Source organism: Bacillus sp. USDA818B3_A, assembly GCF_009928415.1.
In the GTDB taxonomy this organism is placed as follows: domain Bacteria; phylum Bacillota; class Bacilli; order Bacillales; family Cytobacillaceae; genus Neobacillus.
On sequence record NZ_JAABNN010000020.1, the window covers coordinates 82,075 to 96,143 of the forward strand.

The 14,069-nt window shown below is 37.0% G+C and carries 15 protein-coding genes; 6 read left to right on the forward strand and 9 right to left on the reverse strand.

Features of this window, described 5'->3' with window-relative positions; all coding sequences use genetic code 11:
- Nucleotides 1–32: 32 nt before the first annotated feature.
- From GXK58_RS22225 to GXK58_RS22235, 3 genes are all read right to left on the reverse strand, one after another.
- On the reverse strand, nt 33–839 hold the full coding sequence (locus GXK58_RS22225) for a formate/nitrite transporter family protein (protein ID WP_160725372.1): 807 nt from the start codon (nt 837–839) through the stop codon (nt 33–35).
- Nucleotides 840–1,185: 346 nt separating this feature from the next.
- Entirely contained in the window at nt 1,186–2,160 is a 975-nt protein-coding gene (locus GXK58_RS22230; protein WP_160725373.1) for an aldo/keto reductase family protein, read from the reverse strand.
- A gap of 51 nt (nt 2,161–2,211) precedes the next feature.
- The gene (locus tag GXK58_RS22235; protein WP_160725374.1) at nt 2,212–3,228 is read right to left on the reverse strand and encodes an aldo/keto reductase; all 1,017 of its coding nucleotides are present in this window, start codon (nt 3,226–3,228) and stop codon (nt 2,212–2,214) included.
- Between the two features lie 359 nt (nt 3,229–3,587).
- Between GXK58_RS22235 and GXK58_RS22240 the strand changes: the two genes are divergently transcribed.
- Together GXK58_RS22240 and GXK58_RS22245 are read left to right on the forward strand one after the other, a co-directional pair.
- A complete protein-coding gene (locus tag GXK58_RS22240; protein WP_160725375.1) occupies nt 3,588–4,865 on the forward strand; it encodes an endo-1,4-beta-xylanase in 1,278 nt (425 codons plus the stop codon).
- 95 nt (nt 4,866–4,960) lie between these two features.
- Nucleotides 4,961–5,812, forward strand: coding sequence for a prolyl oligopeptidase family serine peptidase (locus tag GXK58_RS22245; RefSeq protein ID WP_160725376.1), 852 nt, complete (start codon nt 4,961–4,963; stop codon nt 5,810–5,812).
- A 154-nt stretch (nt 5,813–5,966) separates the two neighbouring features.
- On the opposite strand, the gene GXK58_RS22250 is transcribed toward GXK58_RS22245, so the two are convergent.
- Nucleotides 5,967–7,910, reverse strand: coding sequence for a bifunctional 2',3'-cyclic-nucleotide 2'-phosphodiesterase/3'-nucleotidase (locus tag GXK58_RS22250; protein ID WP_160725390.1), 1,944 nt, complete (start codon nt 7,908–7,910; stop codon nt 5,967–5,969).
- A 231-nt stretch (nt 7,911–8,141) separates the two neighbouring features.
- On the opposite strand from GXK58_RS22250, the gene GXK58_RS22255 reads away from it, so the two are divergent.
- From GXK58_RS22255 to GXK58_RS22265, 3 genes are all read left to right on the forward strand, one after another.
- Entirely contained in the window at nt 8,142–8,630 is a 489-nt protein-coding gene (locus GXK58_RS22255; RefSeq protein ID WP_160725377.1) for a CBO0543 family protein, read from the forward strand.
- A gap of 61 nt (nt 8,631–8,691) precedes the next feature.
- Nucleotides 8,692–9,456 carry a hypothetical protein gene (locus GXK58_RS22260; RefSeq protein WP_160725378.1) on the forward strand — a complete coding sequence of 255 codons (765 nt, stop codon included), beginning with the start codon at nt 8,692–8,694 and terminating at the stop codon, nt 9,454–9,456.
- Between the two features lie 9 nt (nt 9,457–9,465).
- Nucleotides 9,466–9,939, forward strand: a complete 474-nt coding sequence (locus tag GXK58_RS22265) for a hypothetical protein (protein ID WP_160725379.1) — start codon at nt 9,466–9,468, stop codon at nt 9,937–9,939.
- An 88-nt stretch (nt 9,940–10,027) separates the two neighbouring features.
- On the opposite strand, the gene GXK58_RS22270 is transcribed toward GXK58_RS22265, so the two are convergent.
- The 3 genes from GXK58_RS22270 to GXK58_RS22280 form a co-directional block, all read right to left on the reverse strand.
- Nucleotides 10,028–10,477, reverse strand: coding sequence for a GNAT family N-acetyltransferase (locus tag GXK58_RS22270; RefSeq protein WP_160725380.1), 450 nt, complete (start codon nt 10,475–10,477; stop codon nt 10,028–10,030).
- A gap of 32 nt (nt 10,478–10,509) precedes the next feature.
- Nucleotides 10,510–10,836: a hypothetical protein gene (locus tag GXK58_RS22275; protein WP_160725381.1), complete on the reverse strand. Its 327-nt coding sequence runs from the start codon at nt 10,834–10,836 to the stop codon at nt 10,510–10,512.
- 155 nt (nt 10,837–10,991) lie between these two features.
- Nucleotides 10,992–11,330 carry a cupin domain-containing protein gene (locus GXK58_RS22280; RefSeq protein ID WP_160725382.1) on the reverse strand — a complete coding sequence of 113 codons (339 nt, stop codon included), beginning with the start codon at nt 11,328–11,330 and terminating at the stop codon, nt 10,992–10,994.
- Nucleotides 11,331–12,049: 719 nt separating this feature from the next.
- On the opposite strand from GXK58_RS22280, the gene GXK58_RS22285 reads away from it, so the two are divergent.
- Nucleotides 12,050–12,367: a hypothetical protein gene (locus GXK58_RS22285; RefSeq protein ID WP_160725383.1), complete on the forward strand. Its 318-nt coding sequence runs from the start codon at nt 12,050–12,052 to the stop codon at nt 12,365–12,367.
- Nucleotides 12,368–12,955: 588 nt separating this feature from the next.
- Here GXK58_RS22285 and GXK58_RS27590 read toward each other — a convergent pair.
- Both GXK58_RS27590 and GXK58_RS22290 read right to left on the reverse strand, forming a co-directional pair.
- Entirely contained in the window at nt 12,956–13,084 is a 129-nt protein-coding gene (locus GXK58_RS27590; protein ID WP_268875075.1) for a hypothetical protein, read from the reverse strand.
- Between the two features lie 330 nt (nt 13,085–13,414).
- Nucleotides 13,415–13,891: a hypothetical protein gene (locus GXK58_RS22290; protein WP_160725384.1), complete on the reverse strand. Its 477-nt coding sequence runs from the start codon at nt 13,889–13,891 to the stop codon at nt 13,415–13,417.
- Nucleotides 13,892–14,069 lie beyond the last annotated feature (178 nt).

Sequence of the window (14,069 nt, forward strand, 5' to 3'; positions counted from 1 at the left end):
AAATCTATTAAACTACTAAAAATAAATTTTTGTTAACTAGCTTTCTTGATACTTGATTTAGATGTTGATTGAAGAGATCCTTTATGTACCGTCCAATAGATCAAGGCTACAAACACACTGCCACCAATCGCATTTCCAATGACGACCGGAACAAAGTTAGACACATAATTCCCCCATGTGACCTGCCCCGAGAAAATTGCTGCGGGAATGACAAACATGTTGGCTACCACGTGCTGGAAACCGATTGCAACAAACGCCATAATCGGGAACCAAATAGCAAGTATTTTTCCACCGATATCATCTGCTCCATAGGCTAGCCAAACACCTAAACAAACGAGCCAGTTACAGCCAACAGCGGAAATTAAGGTCTTTAAAAAAGTTTCATCAATCTTCGCTTCCGCAATTGCAACGGTCTTGGTTAAGAATGGTCCAGTTTCCGTTAATCCCACAATATGACCAAAGAAATAGGCAACGAAGATTGCTCCAATAAAGTTACTGAATAATGCTAACAGCCAATTTTTACCTAGTTGTGTTAGGTTGGCACGCTTAGCTAGAACGGCCATCGGAACCACCATCATATTTCCTGTTAACAACTCTCCCCCTGCAATAATGATTAACATGAGCCCTACTGGGAATACCGCTCCTCCCAAAAGTGAACTAAAGGAACCCCATTGCTGAGGTAAATTAGCAATGACTCGAATGTCTAATAAGAATCCAAAGGAAATAAATGCTCCCCCTAAAAACCCTAATAATAGTAGATGCAATGGATGCATCGTTACTTTTTTTGCACCTGCCTCCACCGCTAATTCTGCAATACGCTGAGAACTATGAAACGCCATAATTTTTCCTCCAATGAATTGATTTTTAAAGATTTTGTTCATACATTGGAACGTTTGCCAGTTTCTTTAACGTTCAGCTTTTCCTTCTGAAAGTAAATGCAAAAAAGCCCACCATAAATCGGTTCCCATGCTAATACATGTACCGTTTTACAGTGGGCTGACCGCTGAGCATTTTCTGATACTAGAAGTCCTTCCCTCTATAGACACAATGGAAGAACAGGATATACAGTCAATTTAGATTAACTTACATCAATGAATTTTCCATCGTTTTAACCATAATTATTTTAACATGAAATGGATGATTTGTGAACATTTTACGAACTTTTTTCTGCTCTAATTCAAAAAGTTACCAGATTGGTACGAACCCATTAATTTCTGCCAACACAGATTCGATTTCTTCAAGAATGGTTTCAGGAATTCTGAAGCCAGATGCTTTTATATTTTCCTCCACTTGTTCCGGACGGCTGGCTCCAATAATTGCAGAACTTACTCCTGGCTGCCTTAAAATCCAAGCAAGCGCCAATGTTGACAAGTGGATTCCTAGGCCTTGTGCAATATTTTCTAGTTTTTGAACGCTTGTTAGGACTTCATCATTTAAGTAACTAGTAATCCATCTGTTAGTATCCTTATTGGCAGCACGGCTGTTTGATGGGATCTCTTGTCCAGGTTTATATTTTCCAGTCAAAATTCCATGGGCCAACGGAGAAAATACAACTTGCCCCATACCGTGTTTCTCACTGACAGGCAAAACCTCTTTTTCAATATACCGGACAAGCATATTGTAGATTGGCTGATTGGAGATGATCGGCCTAAAATTCTTTTCTTTTGCCACATGGGCTGCATCCGTGATTTGCTCTGCTGTCCATTCACTTACCCCTGCATACAGGATTTTTCCTTGTGAGGTTAAATCATCTAATGCTCTAAGCGTCTCTTCTACTGGTGTTTCAGGATCAAACCGATGACATTGGTATAAGTCAATATAATCGACCCCAAGACGTTTCAAACTTGCCTCGCATTGCTCGATAATATGTTTTCTCGAAAGTCCCCTGTCATTTGGTCCGTCTCCCATCGGAAAGAAAACTTTTGTTGCTAACACATAACTTGAGCGTGGGTATTCCTTTAATGCTTCGCCTAAAACCACCTCTGCCGCTCCCCGGTTGTAGGCATTGGCTGTATCAAAAAAGTTAATTCCTAACTCATAGGCTTTATGAATACAAGCAGCAGACTTTTCTTTTTCTATGGCTGTACCATAGGTCAGCCAGCTGCCTAACCCAATTTCACTGACCTTTAAACCTGAATTTCCCAGTCTACGATATTCCATTCCAACATCCTCCTGCTTTTAATTGAATTAGAAATCAGTCAATATTCTACTCTATTCTCTACCTCTATTTCGTTGGTTGATCGCATCCTGATTATATGGATACGTTACATATAAATCACTTGCCTTGTTCAATCGGTCAATTTGCTCTTTCGTTAAGGACCAGCCTGCTGCTCCTAGGTTTGCTTCCAATTGTTCCATCGTTCTTGCACCGATAATTGGAGCTGTTACACCTGATTGTTGTAATAGCCAGTTAATGGCCGCTTGAGCCGGCGTTTTTTCCGCTTCTTTCGCCACAGCATACAACGTCTCTAACACGTGCCATGTAGATTCATTATTATAATTGCTCCAGGACTCTCCCCAACCTTCTTTTTCCGCCAAAGCCACACGGGTATTCTCGGGAGGGTTCACCATATCCTTGGTATACTTCCCGCTCAGCCATCCGCCGCGTAATGGGCTCCAAGGAAGTACACCCAATCCTTCATTGATACAAACGTCTAGTAATTCCCATTCTGTTGCCCGGCAGAGAAGATTATATTGCGGCTGCAAACTGACAAATGCTTCCCAGCCGTTTCTGCGGCTTAGGTCAATTGCCTTTTGCAATTGCCAGCCTTTAAAGTTACTGGCTCCAATATAGCGGACTAATCCTTCCCGAACCAAATCATTTAACGTGCTTAATGTTTCTTCCAAAGGTGTACGCGGATCCCAAGCATGAACTTGATAGAGATCAATATAATCGGTACCTAGGCGACGTAGACTTTCTTTGACACCTGAAATGATATGTTTTCGGCTTAGACCGATATCATTTGGCCCCTCACCCATAGGAAACCGGACTTTTGTGGCAAGGACCACGTCATCCCTTTTTTGGCCTTGCAGCCATTTACCAACGATTTCCTCCGAAATGCCTCTGGTATAAACGTCGGCTGTATCGACAAAATTACCACCTTCTGCTACGAACCGGTCTAAGATTTTGAAGCTGTCTTGTTCACTTGTTTCACGGCCAAACGTCATTGCACCCAAACATAGCTCACTCACTCTTAAACCCGTTTTTCCTAAATAGCGAAATTCCATTCGTTTTCACTCCTTGTTTTTTTATGTACGAACAATGGTTTTTGCTGATTCACTTGTATTGAAGTGTTCATGGCAGAAAATAGTACCCTCTCTGAATAAACCGGCTGTAAATTCACTAGTTTTTAACTTATTCATCAAATCCTTCCATTATGATAGTTTGTCGGTTAAATTAACTAAGCGCTTACAAACCTATTATAATTATTTTTTAAAAAATTTGAAAATATTATTAATCGCAAATTTTGAGTAATTTCTCCTTTATACTTAGTTTACTGATTAAAGTAAGTCTGGTAAAATTCAATAGAGTAGGAAAGCGTTTTCTTTAGATCTTTACCAAACCATTTACATAACGGAGGGATAGCATGGGCCAGACAAATCCATTCTCACACCGAATGGCGCGCACGACTATTAAACTCGTGGATGCTTCAGGAAATCCTATTAAAGGAAAGGAAGTATCACTAAGACAGACAAACCATAAGTTTTTATTTGGCTGCGGAATTTTTGACACGATTGAAGTAGCTAATAAAAGTGTACCTGCTGACAGACTTGCCTTTTTGGAAGATAAAATGGATAAGTTCTTAGATGTTTTTAACTTTGCCACCCTCCCTTTCTATTGGGGTGTATTCCCTGACTATTGGGGAGGATATGAGCCTGTAAAAGGAAAACCGCGGACCAAAGAATTAAAGGCTGCAGCCCAATGGTTAAAAGAAAGAAATGTAACTGTGAAAGGACATCCTCTTGTCTGGCACACAGCAACCGCCCCATGGCTTCTTGATCTGAGCAACGAAGAAATCCTGAAAGCACAGTTGGCAAGAATTGAACGGGAAGTTTCAGACTTCAAAGGATTAATCGATATGTGGGATGTTATCAATGAAGTAGTAATCATGCCAATCTATGATAAGTATGACAACGGGATTACAAGAATCTGTAAGGAACTTGGCCGTGTGGGAATGATTAAAGAAATGTTTGCCAAAACACGTGAAAGCAATCCTTTAGCGACTCTATTATTAAATGATTTTAATACTTCGATTAACTATGAAATCTTAATTGATGGATGCTTACAAGCCGGTGTTCCTATTGATGCAATTGGGATTCAGTCCCACCAGCATCAGGGGTATTGGGGGCGTGAGAAATTGGAAGAAGTACTGGAGCGGTTCTCCCAGTTTGGTCTTCCGATTCACTTTACGGAAAACTCCTTGTTATCCGGACATCTAATGCCGCCTGAAATTGGAGACCTGAATGATTATCAGATTCCAGATTGGCCATCCACACCAGAAGATGAAGAACGCCAGGCAAAAGAAGTAGAAGAAATGTATTCGATTCTGTTTAAACATCCATTGGTAGAAGCCATTTCATCTTGGCAGTTCAGTGATGATGGTGCATGGATTGGTGCTCCTTCCGGATTTACCAGAAAAGATAATAGCTTAAAACCTTCTTATAAAGTACTGCAGAAACTGATCAAAGGTGATTGGAATACAAATGTGACCTTCCAAACAGATGATAACGGGATCGTTTCATTTGAAGGATTCCTAGGTGATTATGAACTGGTTTGTGAAAATCAGAAAGCAAGCTTGAAATTAGATAAAGATACTGAAACCGTGCAGCTAATCAATCTTAGCAAGACAGATGTACTAGTGTAAGCTTCCGGCCAATCAAGTATTCGAGATTCAGATTATGCAAGAAATATTCTGCGTTATCAATTGCAACATCAAAAATTATTAGAGGTGATCGAGCTATGGCATACCCAGAAATTAAGAAAATTGATTACAATCCGTCTTTAAAAGGCCTGGCACATATATTTCCAGACATTGTCTATTCGCTTTCTCAACCGAGCGGTACGAAGATGGCGATTATTTCTCCGCAGATCCCTGAAGGCTCGCAGGAAAAATATCCATGTATCGTATTCGTGCAAGGCAGCGGCTGGACTTTTCCAAATATATATTATCAAATTCCACAGCTCTCACAGCTTGCTGCAAAAGGCTATGTGATTGCAACCATTACTCACCGTAACAGTTTGGACGGACACCAATGGCCTGCCTGCTTCGAGGATGTAAAAACGGCGATCCGGTTCATGCGGGCTAAGAGTGAAGAATATCATATCGATTCTGATCGAATTGGGATCTGGGGTACTTCTTCCGGAGGTAATATGGCTTTACTAGCTGGCCTTACAGGTGATGACCCTAACTATCGAACAGAGGAATATGCCGATTTTTCTGATCAAGTTAAGTTGGTCGTGGATTGCTTTGGGCCTGCGGATTTACTAAAGCGGGAAGCTCGCCTGAACAACCCGACTCCATTAGATATCGCTCTGGCAGGTGGACATCCACGAGAAAATTTGGATGTTTTTAAGGATATGAGCCCCATTTATAAAGTGAAGGAAGGAATCGAGTATCCGCCATTCTTGCTAGTACAAGGAAATAACGATGAGCCTGTACCGTATGAGCAAAGTCTTCATATGTTTTATAAATTGTGTGACTGTGGAGCAGATGCCCAAATGATTGAAGTGGATAACGGACCGCATGAGGGTACTTTCTGGAGCCAGGAATTATTGGATCTGATATATGGCTTTATCACCGAACGTTTATAAAAGAGGATTAAAACATAAACTGCATCCCCATTGTTTAGTCAAAACTAACAAAGGAGGGTGCAGTTTTTATAAACATAATTTTACTAATTAGCTTATTGGTTTCTTTTTAATAGGTTAACGTCTTTAAACAGCCCTATATTAAAAACTTTCTACTCTACTGGTTCAGGTTAATCGAGTATTTCGCAAATCCCCCGCTCGAGGGCCCCATGTATTTGATAGTTGGGAATTGGCCAAGATATTTTTGGGCATTTGGTGATGAGTCAAAAACTGGAATGGCCGTTCCGCTAAATTTTGCAAGTGACCAGTTTTGATCGGCACTAGGATTTAACGGTTTGTGTGCTTGAATATAGTTCGTCACAATTTGTCGGTTCTCATCTGGCGCCTTAAGCACCATTTCACCTTGATTGACCCCTGGGAAGGTGGTACTTGACGCACGATAATTATTTGTCGCCACAATAAACCTTTGATCAGCTGTAACTGGTTTTCCTTGATAAGATAGATTGATAATCCGACTAGAACCTGCGTTGATTACATTCCCGTTTGCATCATATTTTGCAGGTTTCGTCACATCGATTTGGTACTGCACTCCATCAATCACATCAAAATTATAGGATGGAAAATCTGGATTAATTAACGGCTGTTCTCCATTACCCGCCAGATTCATTTGTTTGAATTGCCCCGCACTCATTTCCAGCCATTCTTTCAACTGGGCGCCAGTTAATAATTTTGCCTGAAGTGTATTCGGGTACAAATACAAATCTGCCACATTTTTAATGGCCAATGTTCCTGCAGGAATGTCCGTATAATAACCAGGGCCTCCCCGTCCGCCTGCTTTAAAAGGGGCTGCCGCAGAAAGAACGGGAATCCCTGCATACTTGGCATAGGCAGGATCTTTTAATTTCTCCAACAAATAATCCGTTTGTGCATTATTAACGATTTGTATGGAAGGATCATCCTGTACTAGTGCAAAATAGCTGTATATTGGAGCGGTTGTTTCACCGACCGGTTGATTCACATAATTGATTGTCGCCTCATGCTCTGGCTTGATGGCATTCATTAATTGCTCATCCGTTTGTACAATGGATTGGCCTGTTGCGTCAACAATCGGCCGTAAAGATGATTTACTATCAACCACGGTCCACTTTCCCTGCTTCTTTTGTAATTGAAGATCAATCACACCAAGATGGCTTCCGAATGCCCCGGCCATTACAACCGGTTTCCCATTAATTGTGCCTTTATCGAGATTGGTATTAGGTAGATCCTTATAAAGAGGACCAGGGAAGGTGTTATGCTGATGCCCAGTGAAAACTGCATCAATATCCTTGATTTGTGTTACATAATATCCGGCATTCTCCATGCCTGGCTGATAGGGTTCGCCGCTTATTCCAGTATGGGCAAGGGCAACGATTACATCTGCCCCTTCTTTCTTCATTAAAGGGACATATTTCTTTGCAGACTCTACTATCGATTTGGTTTCCACTTTTCCTTCTAAGTTAGCCTTATCCCATTCCATGATTTGCGGTGGAACAAAGCCAATCACCCCAACCTTAAGCTGTTGCTTTTTCCCGCGGTTATCAACCACGCTCTTTTTTAAAATCACATATGGTTTAAAGTACGGCTCATTGGTTCCTGCCTTGAACACGTTGGCATTTACCACAGGCATTTTTGCGTCGTTCAGTGTTTCATTTAAAAAATCGAGGCCGTAATTAAACTCATGGTTCCCAAGTGTAGTGGCATCGTACTTCAATAAATTAAAAGACCGGTACACAGGATGAACCTCACCAGGTTTTACCCCTTTCACTTTTGCCATATAGTCTCCTAATGGAGTCCCTTGAATTTCATCTCCATTATCAAACAGCATCGAATTTTTCACTTCATTTCGTGCCTGTTTGATCAAAGTTGCGGTTTTCACCAACCCCACTTTGTCATCCTGTTTGGTTTGATAATAATCGTAATTGGCCAAAAATGTATGAATATCGGTCGTTTCAAGCAAGCGTAATTGAACCGTACTGTCAGGCTTTTGGGCAAATGCTTGTCCAGGAAAGAGCTGCCCTGCCATAACCAGTATGGACACAATCAAAATTGTAAATTGTTTCATCAATTGGAAAAGTCCTCCTTTTTATAAAAATCCAGCAAACAAATCTATTTTTCGTCACCCAAGAAGGAAATATTACAACCCATAAAATAAAAAAGAAAATGGCATAATCGTGGGAAAACATGAAGGTTTGGAATTATTAACTCCGGCTCCTTTACCCTATTACTCTTAGGCAGGAAATTAAATAAATAATTGTTTAGATATCTAGGGAATACTTGTAGAGGAGGTGCAAATATGAATCGAAAATTCGAAAAAAACACTTTAAGGTTATTACTACTCTTTGGAATAATTTCCTTATTATATTCAATCAGAAAACCACCAGTAAAAGATTGGTTGCTAATCTTTCTTTTTAAAGGATTTATCTCCTCCATTTTAGACAATCTACTTGTCAAAAAGGGATATTTAAAATATCCAGTAAATTTATTTACCTCTTTTGATTATAGCTTTATATTTGATTATTTGATTTATCCAGTAACGTGTTTATTCTATAACCAACTTACTATGAAATCGAATATATTAGGGATATTATTCAAAACTTTATATTTCAGTGTCCCAATGAGTGTGGCAGAGCATTTTTTAGAAAAACATACAAGATTAATTAAATTTAATAAGGGTTGGACCTCACTTACAAGCTTCTTTGCACTTACATTCACATTTCTTATTTCTCGAACATTTATTGCAATTGTTCGCAAAATGAACAACAATCCTATTCCGAAGAATTAATTTTTTGAGAATTTGGTAAACATATAAATGGCAAATCCTATTATGGAAGAGGAACTAAATAATGAATCAAATCCCACCCTTTCGTAGACAAAGAGCGTATATTTCTCAATTTACTACCACACTGCTTCACTTGAAAAATCCTTGGATTGTTGCTTTCTTTTCATTTTCCTACCCTGGATTCGGTCACTTTTTACAACACCGCTACGCATCAGCTTTTATTTTAATTCTTTGGGAATCATTTATTAACGCGAAAGCTCACCTAAACCTCGGGATTTTTTATTCTTTACTTGGTGATTTTGAAAAAGCAAAGGAGGTACTCAATCAACAATGGTTATTTCTCTACGTGGCTATTTACATGTTTGGAATATGGGATGGTTATCGCACAACGGTTGACCTAAACAAACAATTCCTTTTAGCAGAACGGGAGAATGCTCCAATTACAAATTTCAAAATCGGCTCTTGGGATATGAATTATTTGGATAAACGTAAACCGTGGGTTGCCATTGCATGGTCTGCATTATTTCCAGGTCTAGGACAGCTTTATCTACATAATGTGATTGCAGGATTTTTTATGTTTATTTATACCATTACCATATGTTATTTCGGAAATATCCTGGGAGCAATGAATCTAACCATGTTGGGGAGATTTGCAGAAGTAAAACAATCTCTTAATATTCAATGGCTTCTTTACTTCCCTTCCATTTACTTTTTTATTGTGTATGATGCGTATGTTTCATCTGTTGAAAATAACAAGTTATTTGAAATAGAAATGTCTAAGTATTTAAAACAAAAATACCAAGATCCAGATTATGAATTTCCTATTTGAAAAGCGAGCGTGAAAAATTTGTATGTCATTGCTACTTTTGAAAATTCCCTTTCTATTGAATTAGCCATTTCTGAACTTGAAGTCAATAGGATTCCAAAGGAACGAATTTTGGCTGCACCTCTTAACAAAAGATCAAATACCAAAAGACTTTTTGATAGCATTCATGAAGCCGATGGTGTTAGTTTATTTGACGGTCCTGCTATTTTAGGGACATGCCTTATGCTTTTGGGTGCTATTTATGGGTTTGTATTCAAGTGGGGACCTATTATATGGGGAATTATTGGTGCAGTAAGTGGGTTGATACTAGGCTTTCTTATTAAATTGCTGTTGGTGAAAAAAAGTGAAAAGGGGTTTAAAAAAATGACATCTGAAATTGTTCTCATGATTCGGTGCGAAGATCATCAATGGGAAATGATCCAACAAGTTTTATGGAAAAATTCAGCACTTGGCATTACTAAAATAGATAATACACGTACTTATTGAAAAAGAGAGCGCGATTGGATATTATTCTGAGCTTACTAGGTCAAAAGAAAAGTGAAACCTCCATTTTCTTTGATTACAGGAATGCTGTTTATTTTAATAACCATTCATATTGAATATCAGGTAAATTCTCTTCATTTTCGTGTCCTCTACCAATGATTTTAAACCCATTCTTTTCATAAAATCGTTGTGCATTTTCATTTACTTCAAATGTATATAATGTTAATCTCCCACTTGATTTTGCTTTTACATTATCTAGTAATGTTTGACCTATACCAATTCCTTGATAATCTATATGAACATAAAGTTGGCTTATTTCCGTTTCATTAGACGCAATCATTCCAACTACTCTATCGTTAATTAACGCTAAATTTATTTGAAACTGTTTAGGTAATATATTATTTAAAAAGTAAACGTGATTTTCAAAGCTATGAATTTCTTTCTGACCAATTGCCTGTTCCTTACTATCTTGCCACATTTTCACTGTTTGTTCAGCGTACTTGGGATTATACTGAGTAATTATGATTTTGTGTTGGTTCAAAACATTACCCCCTCAATTATGGATTACTACTGTTAGACATTTATCAGCTTTCTAACTAAAAACCTTATAGTTTGAATAGAGACCATAATCGTTAAAGATATTATTAATATTGAAAGAATATAATTAAAAACTAGTAAATCGGTTGTATTTTCCTGGGGATTAAGTAACCCTAATGTCAAAGGAAAGTCATCTACCATAGGCGTTAAAGATGTGTGTTGTTCAATTATAGGTAGTGGGAAACCAAGTCTATGATAGGATAAATCATAAGAATTTGAAACAATAATCGTATCAAAAATAGGAGAAATCGAAACTGCAAGCCATCCAAAAATTAAAGAAATAAAAAAAATACATCTATTCATTGGTATACTCCCTTTGGCTATTCGCAACTAAATTTTACATTGAATTTTATGTATGTAAATTAAAACCATATAAGGTTTTATTGCACTGCTGCCTCTTGAAAAATGCCCTTTTTTACATCCAGTCCTTTAAGGAAGCCCCCGTTAGCTGAAGAATTTTATGCGGTTGGCATGGCTAATATTTCAGATTGAAGAATTAAGGCAGTTAAACCTTTTTCACTTCCGCTAGCGTGACCTTCACCTTTGTCCCAAAATACACCTTCACCACTTTTTAGCGTTATTCTAGTATTATCTTCTCCCTCAATCCAGCCCTCACCTTGAATTACTATAAAAAGCTGTGGCACTGGTGCTTTGTGATAACCTACAATACCACCTTGTTCAATATCAATAAAACCTATATTGGTCGGTTCCTCTGTTTTTAAAATTTTTAAATATAATGCTGAAACAGAATTATAATTACTGATTCTTTGGCCTACTCCAACTTTAAACAATTGCACTAATAATCCCCCCTAAATTATTTCCATATTACGTTTTTTGATAACTTACCAAACTATGCAATTTCTAAAATAGGTACCATCCTCCAACATCCCAAATAAATTGATAATAAAAATAATAAATAACCAATAAGGTATTAAGGGTAAGAGATAAATGAGAAATAAATGGCTTAACTATATACTTTTTAATGAAAATTAATAGTAATGAGTTAATTAACACTGGTACTAATGTAAACCACATTCTTTCATCCCATATGGAAACCGTATTCGGGACTAACCACACTATGAGTTGGTCCGATATTTGTGCAATAACGGAAAATATGAGAAGTAACCAAAATAAGGATTGTACAACATTGTTCTTATTTACAAAACTACTCACATCATTCACACCTTTTGATCGAATAAATATAACTTCAACAATAAAAGAAAAAATTCCTTTTTTGACCACCTAATTATCTAACATTTTAGTCATTCCTTTTTAACCTAACCCGTCTGTTAGTTGATCAACGATAAAAAAAAGCTGCTGGCCGCAACTCGAAGGAACTTTGCTATGATTACTTTTTCTTCAATCTTGTAGTTATATAATAATAAACAATTGCCATCCCCAAAGAGGTACCAAAAGCGGAAGAAAAGGCTGTGTCAACATTCCAGTTATTTTTAATATCCATTTTATGTTATTATTTAAAAATACAGAAAAATTCAAATAGGGGAGACAACAACATATGAAAATTACAATAAACATCTTAATCACTTTAATCGTTTTATTGGGATTGAGCCTTGGCTTTACTTATCTTACACATGCAAAATTCATTGACTATTCATTTCTTGTTGGAATGATTGTATCCATCATTATTTGGTTTTCTACATCTAAAGGTGGTTTTACATCACGGCTTACGGATATGACCGTTCAAGGGACAACAGGAATAAAAATGGAAGAACAGACCTTTGAATTCAAACCTACTATTGCTTTTATCACATCACTTTCTTATACCATAATCACATTTGTTGTAATGCTATTTCATTACAGAAATTATTTTTGAAAATAAGCTTCCAAAAGAGTCTGGGGATTTTCAGACTCTTTTAATTTTCCTTTACGGTTTTTCCTTTCTAACTAAACAGCATGTAGTTAAAAAAGAAACATTCTATTATGTGTGTAAAACAGTATTAACCCAATATTTTGCATTCTCTGAGTCTTTTTTCTTAACAGAAACGACATATTGTGTTTCGAAATTACTGTTCATTCCAGCACTTCCAAAGTTTCCTCTATTTGTACCTTGTCTCAACCATTGACTTGAACGGTTAATAACTTTGTAGGTATACTTAATGCCCTTACTCGTTTAAATTCCTCTTACTTTTGATAATTCTCCCATTGAATATCCAACGTAAATCTCTTCTTTATTAAAGAAAAACATATTTATCCCCCATTAACACGCTATTTATTCCATTTTATTACATTACACTATATTACTTGAAGTAGGAATTGAAAATTTTATAGGGGAATATTATTAGAATGATTTGAAAAAACTGCCCAGATAGATAAAAAAAAGGCTGCCGCAGCAACCCAGTTAAAAAAATTTACCTTTGCAAACAAATAAGTCAAGAACGCCAACGGGGGCGCTCCCATTCTTTTATTGCTTTTTCAATTCATTAACAATTTCATTAATGCGTTTTTCTACTTCATAAAGGTTCTGTTGCATCCGTTCACGCCGGCTGGTCAAGACCTGTAATTCTTTTTTTAATTCCTCTGTTTTGCTCATGATTTCCCCCCTGCTGATGATTATTATATATCATTAGTATGCTAGTAGTCACCTGCCTCAAACAAGGAAGAAAATGTCTGCCTGATGAAATTGTTATTATCTAGAGTATGGGAAATATATGAAACTGATCAAAGAATTGAGGGCTTTTGTTATTCAAGGCTTATTAGGTCATGAAATAAGTGAAACTATCCGGATTTATGCGCAATTAAGAGGAAGCATTAGAAAGGAACATTATAGGAAGTATTTTTACCATTAAAATAAGCAACGCAATCGCGTTGCTTTATTGCACTTTTGCAGCCCATTAACTTAAGTACAACATTCACAATTTCATTAATTTTGGTTAGACTCTTTAGAGATAGCTTGTTCTACTAATAATTGATAAATATAAATAATGATTGCCATAGAAACAGACAATATGAAAAAATGTTTAGGTCTCATTTTTTTAAACTCAAAAACCCCAACCTTGGTGAAGAATTTTACAAGAGGAAATGAAAAGATTAAATCGATTATAATATTGGTTGTAAGATATTTAAAAAAGTTTCCGAAGGTTAATTTAAATACCCATATGGTTGTAATAAAAAAAAGCCCAAGTAAATATGAAAGATCCAGCCGATTATTTGGAAATAAAGGATTTTTAACCTTCCACCATTTATTATTGTCAGCCGTCTCACTTAAAAGTCCGAAAAAATAACCAATAAAAGTCGCAACTGGCATAAAGCGAATAAAGGTATTCTTACCGATTAAAGGGATTGTCAACCAAGGTATGGCCAATGTGCAAATTGAAAGTGTTTTTCTTTTGTTTATCATATAGTCCTCCAACCGCTTGTTATAATTTTATTATCCATAATATGACACTTTTTATTCTCATATAAAAGGATACAAGCGATTATCAATAAAAGGACTGTCTTAAAAAAATCTTCCATACCCACTAGTCGAGTAGAAGGGAGCCTTTCTACCTTGCGGTAAATTGTACTCCTCCCCCCTC

Excerpts from the sequence above, each read along its gene's own strand:
- GXK58_RS22225 (WP_160725372.1), bottom strand. The coding sequence starts at position 839 with ATGGCGTTTCATAGTTCTCAGCGTATTGCAGAATTAGCGGTGGAGGCA.
- GXK58_RS22230 (WP_160725373.1), bottom strand. The coding sequence starts at position 2,160 with ATGGAATATCGTAGACTGGGAAATTCAGGTTTAAAGGTCAGTGAAATT.
- GXK58_RS22235 (WP_160725374.1), bottom strand. The coding sequence starts at position 3,228 with ATGGAATTTCGCTATTTAGGAAAAACGGGTTTAAGAGTGAGTGAGCTA.
- GXK58_RS22240 (WP_160725375.1), top strand. The coding sequence starts at position 3,588 with ATGGGCCAGACAAATCCATTCTCACACCGAATGGCGCGCACGACTATT.
- GXK58_RS22245 (WP_160725376.1), top strand. The coding sequence starts at position 4,961 with ATGGCATACCCAGAAATTAAGAAAATTGATTACAATCCGTCTTTAAAA.
- GXK58_RS22250 (WP_160725390.1), bottom strand. The coding sequence starts at position 7,910 with ATGAAACAATTTACAATTTTGATTGTGTCCATACTGGTTATGGCAGGG.
- GXK58_RS22255 (WP_160725377.1), top strand. The coding sequence starts at position 8,142 with ATGAATCGAAAATTCGAAAAAAACACTTTAAGGTTATTACTACTCTTT.
- GXK58_RS22260 (WP_160725378.1), top strand. The coding sequence starts at position 8,692 with ATGAATCAAATCCCACCCTTTCGTAGACAAAGAGCGTATATTTCTCAA.
- GXK58_RS22275 (WP_160725381.1), bottom strand. The coding sequence starts at position 10,836 with ATGAATAGATGTATTTTTTTTATTTCTTTAATTTTTGGATGGCTTGCA.
- GXK58_RS22285 (WP_160725383.1), top strand. The coding sequence starts at position 12,050 with ATGAAAATTACAATAAACATCTTAATCACTTTAATCGTTTTATTGGGA.
- GXK58_RS27590 (WP_268875075.1), bottom strand. The coding sequence starts at position 13,084 with ATGAGCAAAACAGAGGAATTAAAAAAAGAATTACAGGTCTTGACCAGC.
- GXK58_RS22290 (WP_160725384.1), bottom strand. The coding sequence starts at position 13,891 with ATGATAAACAAAAGAAAAACACTTTCAATTTGCACATTGGCCATACCT.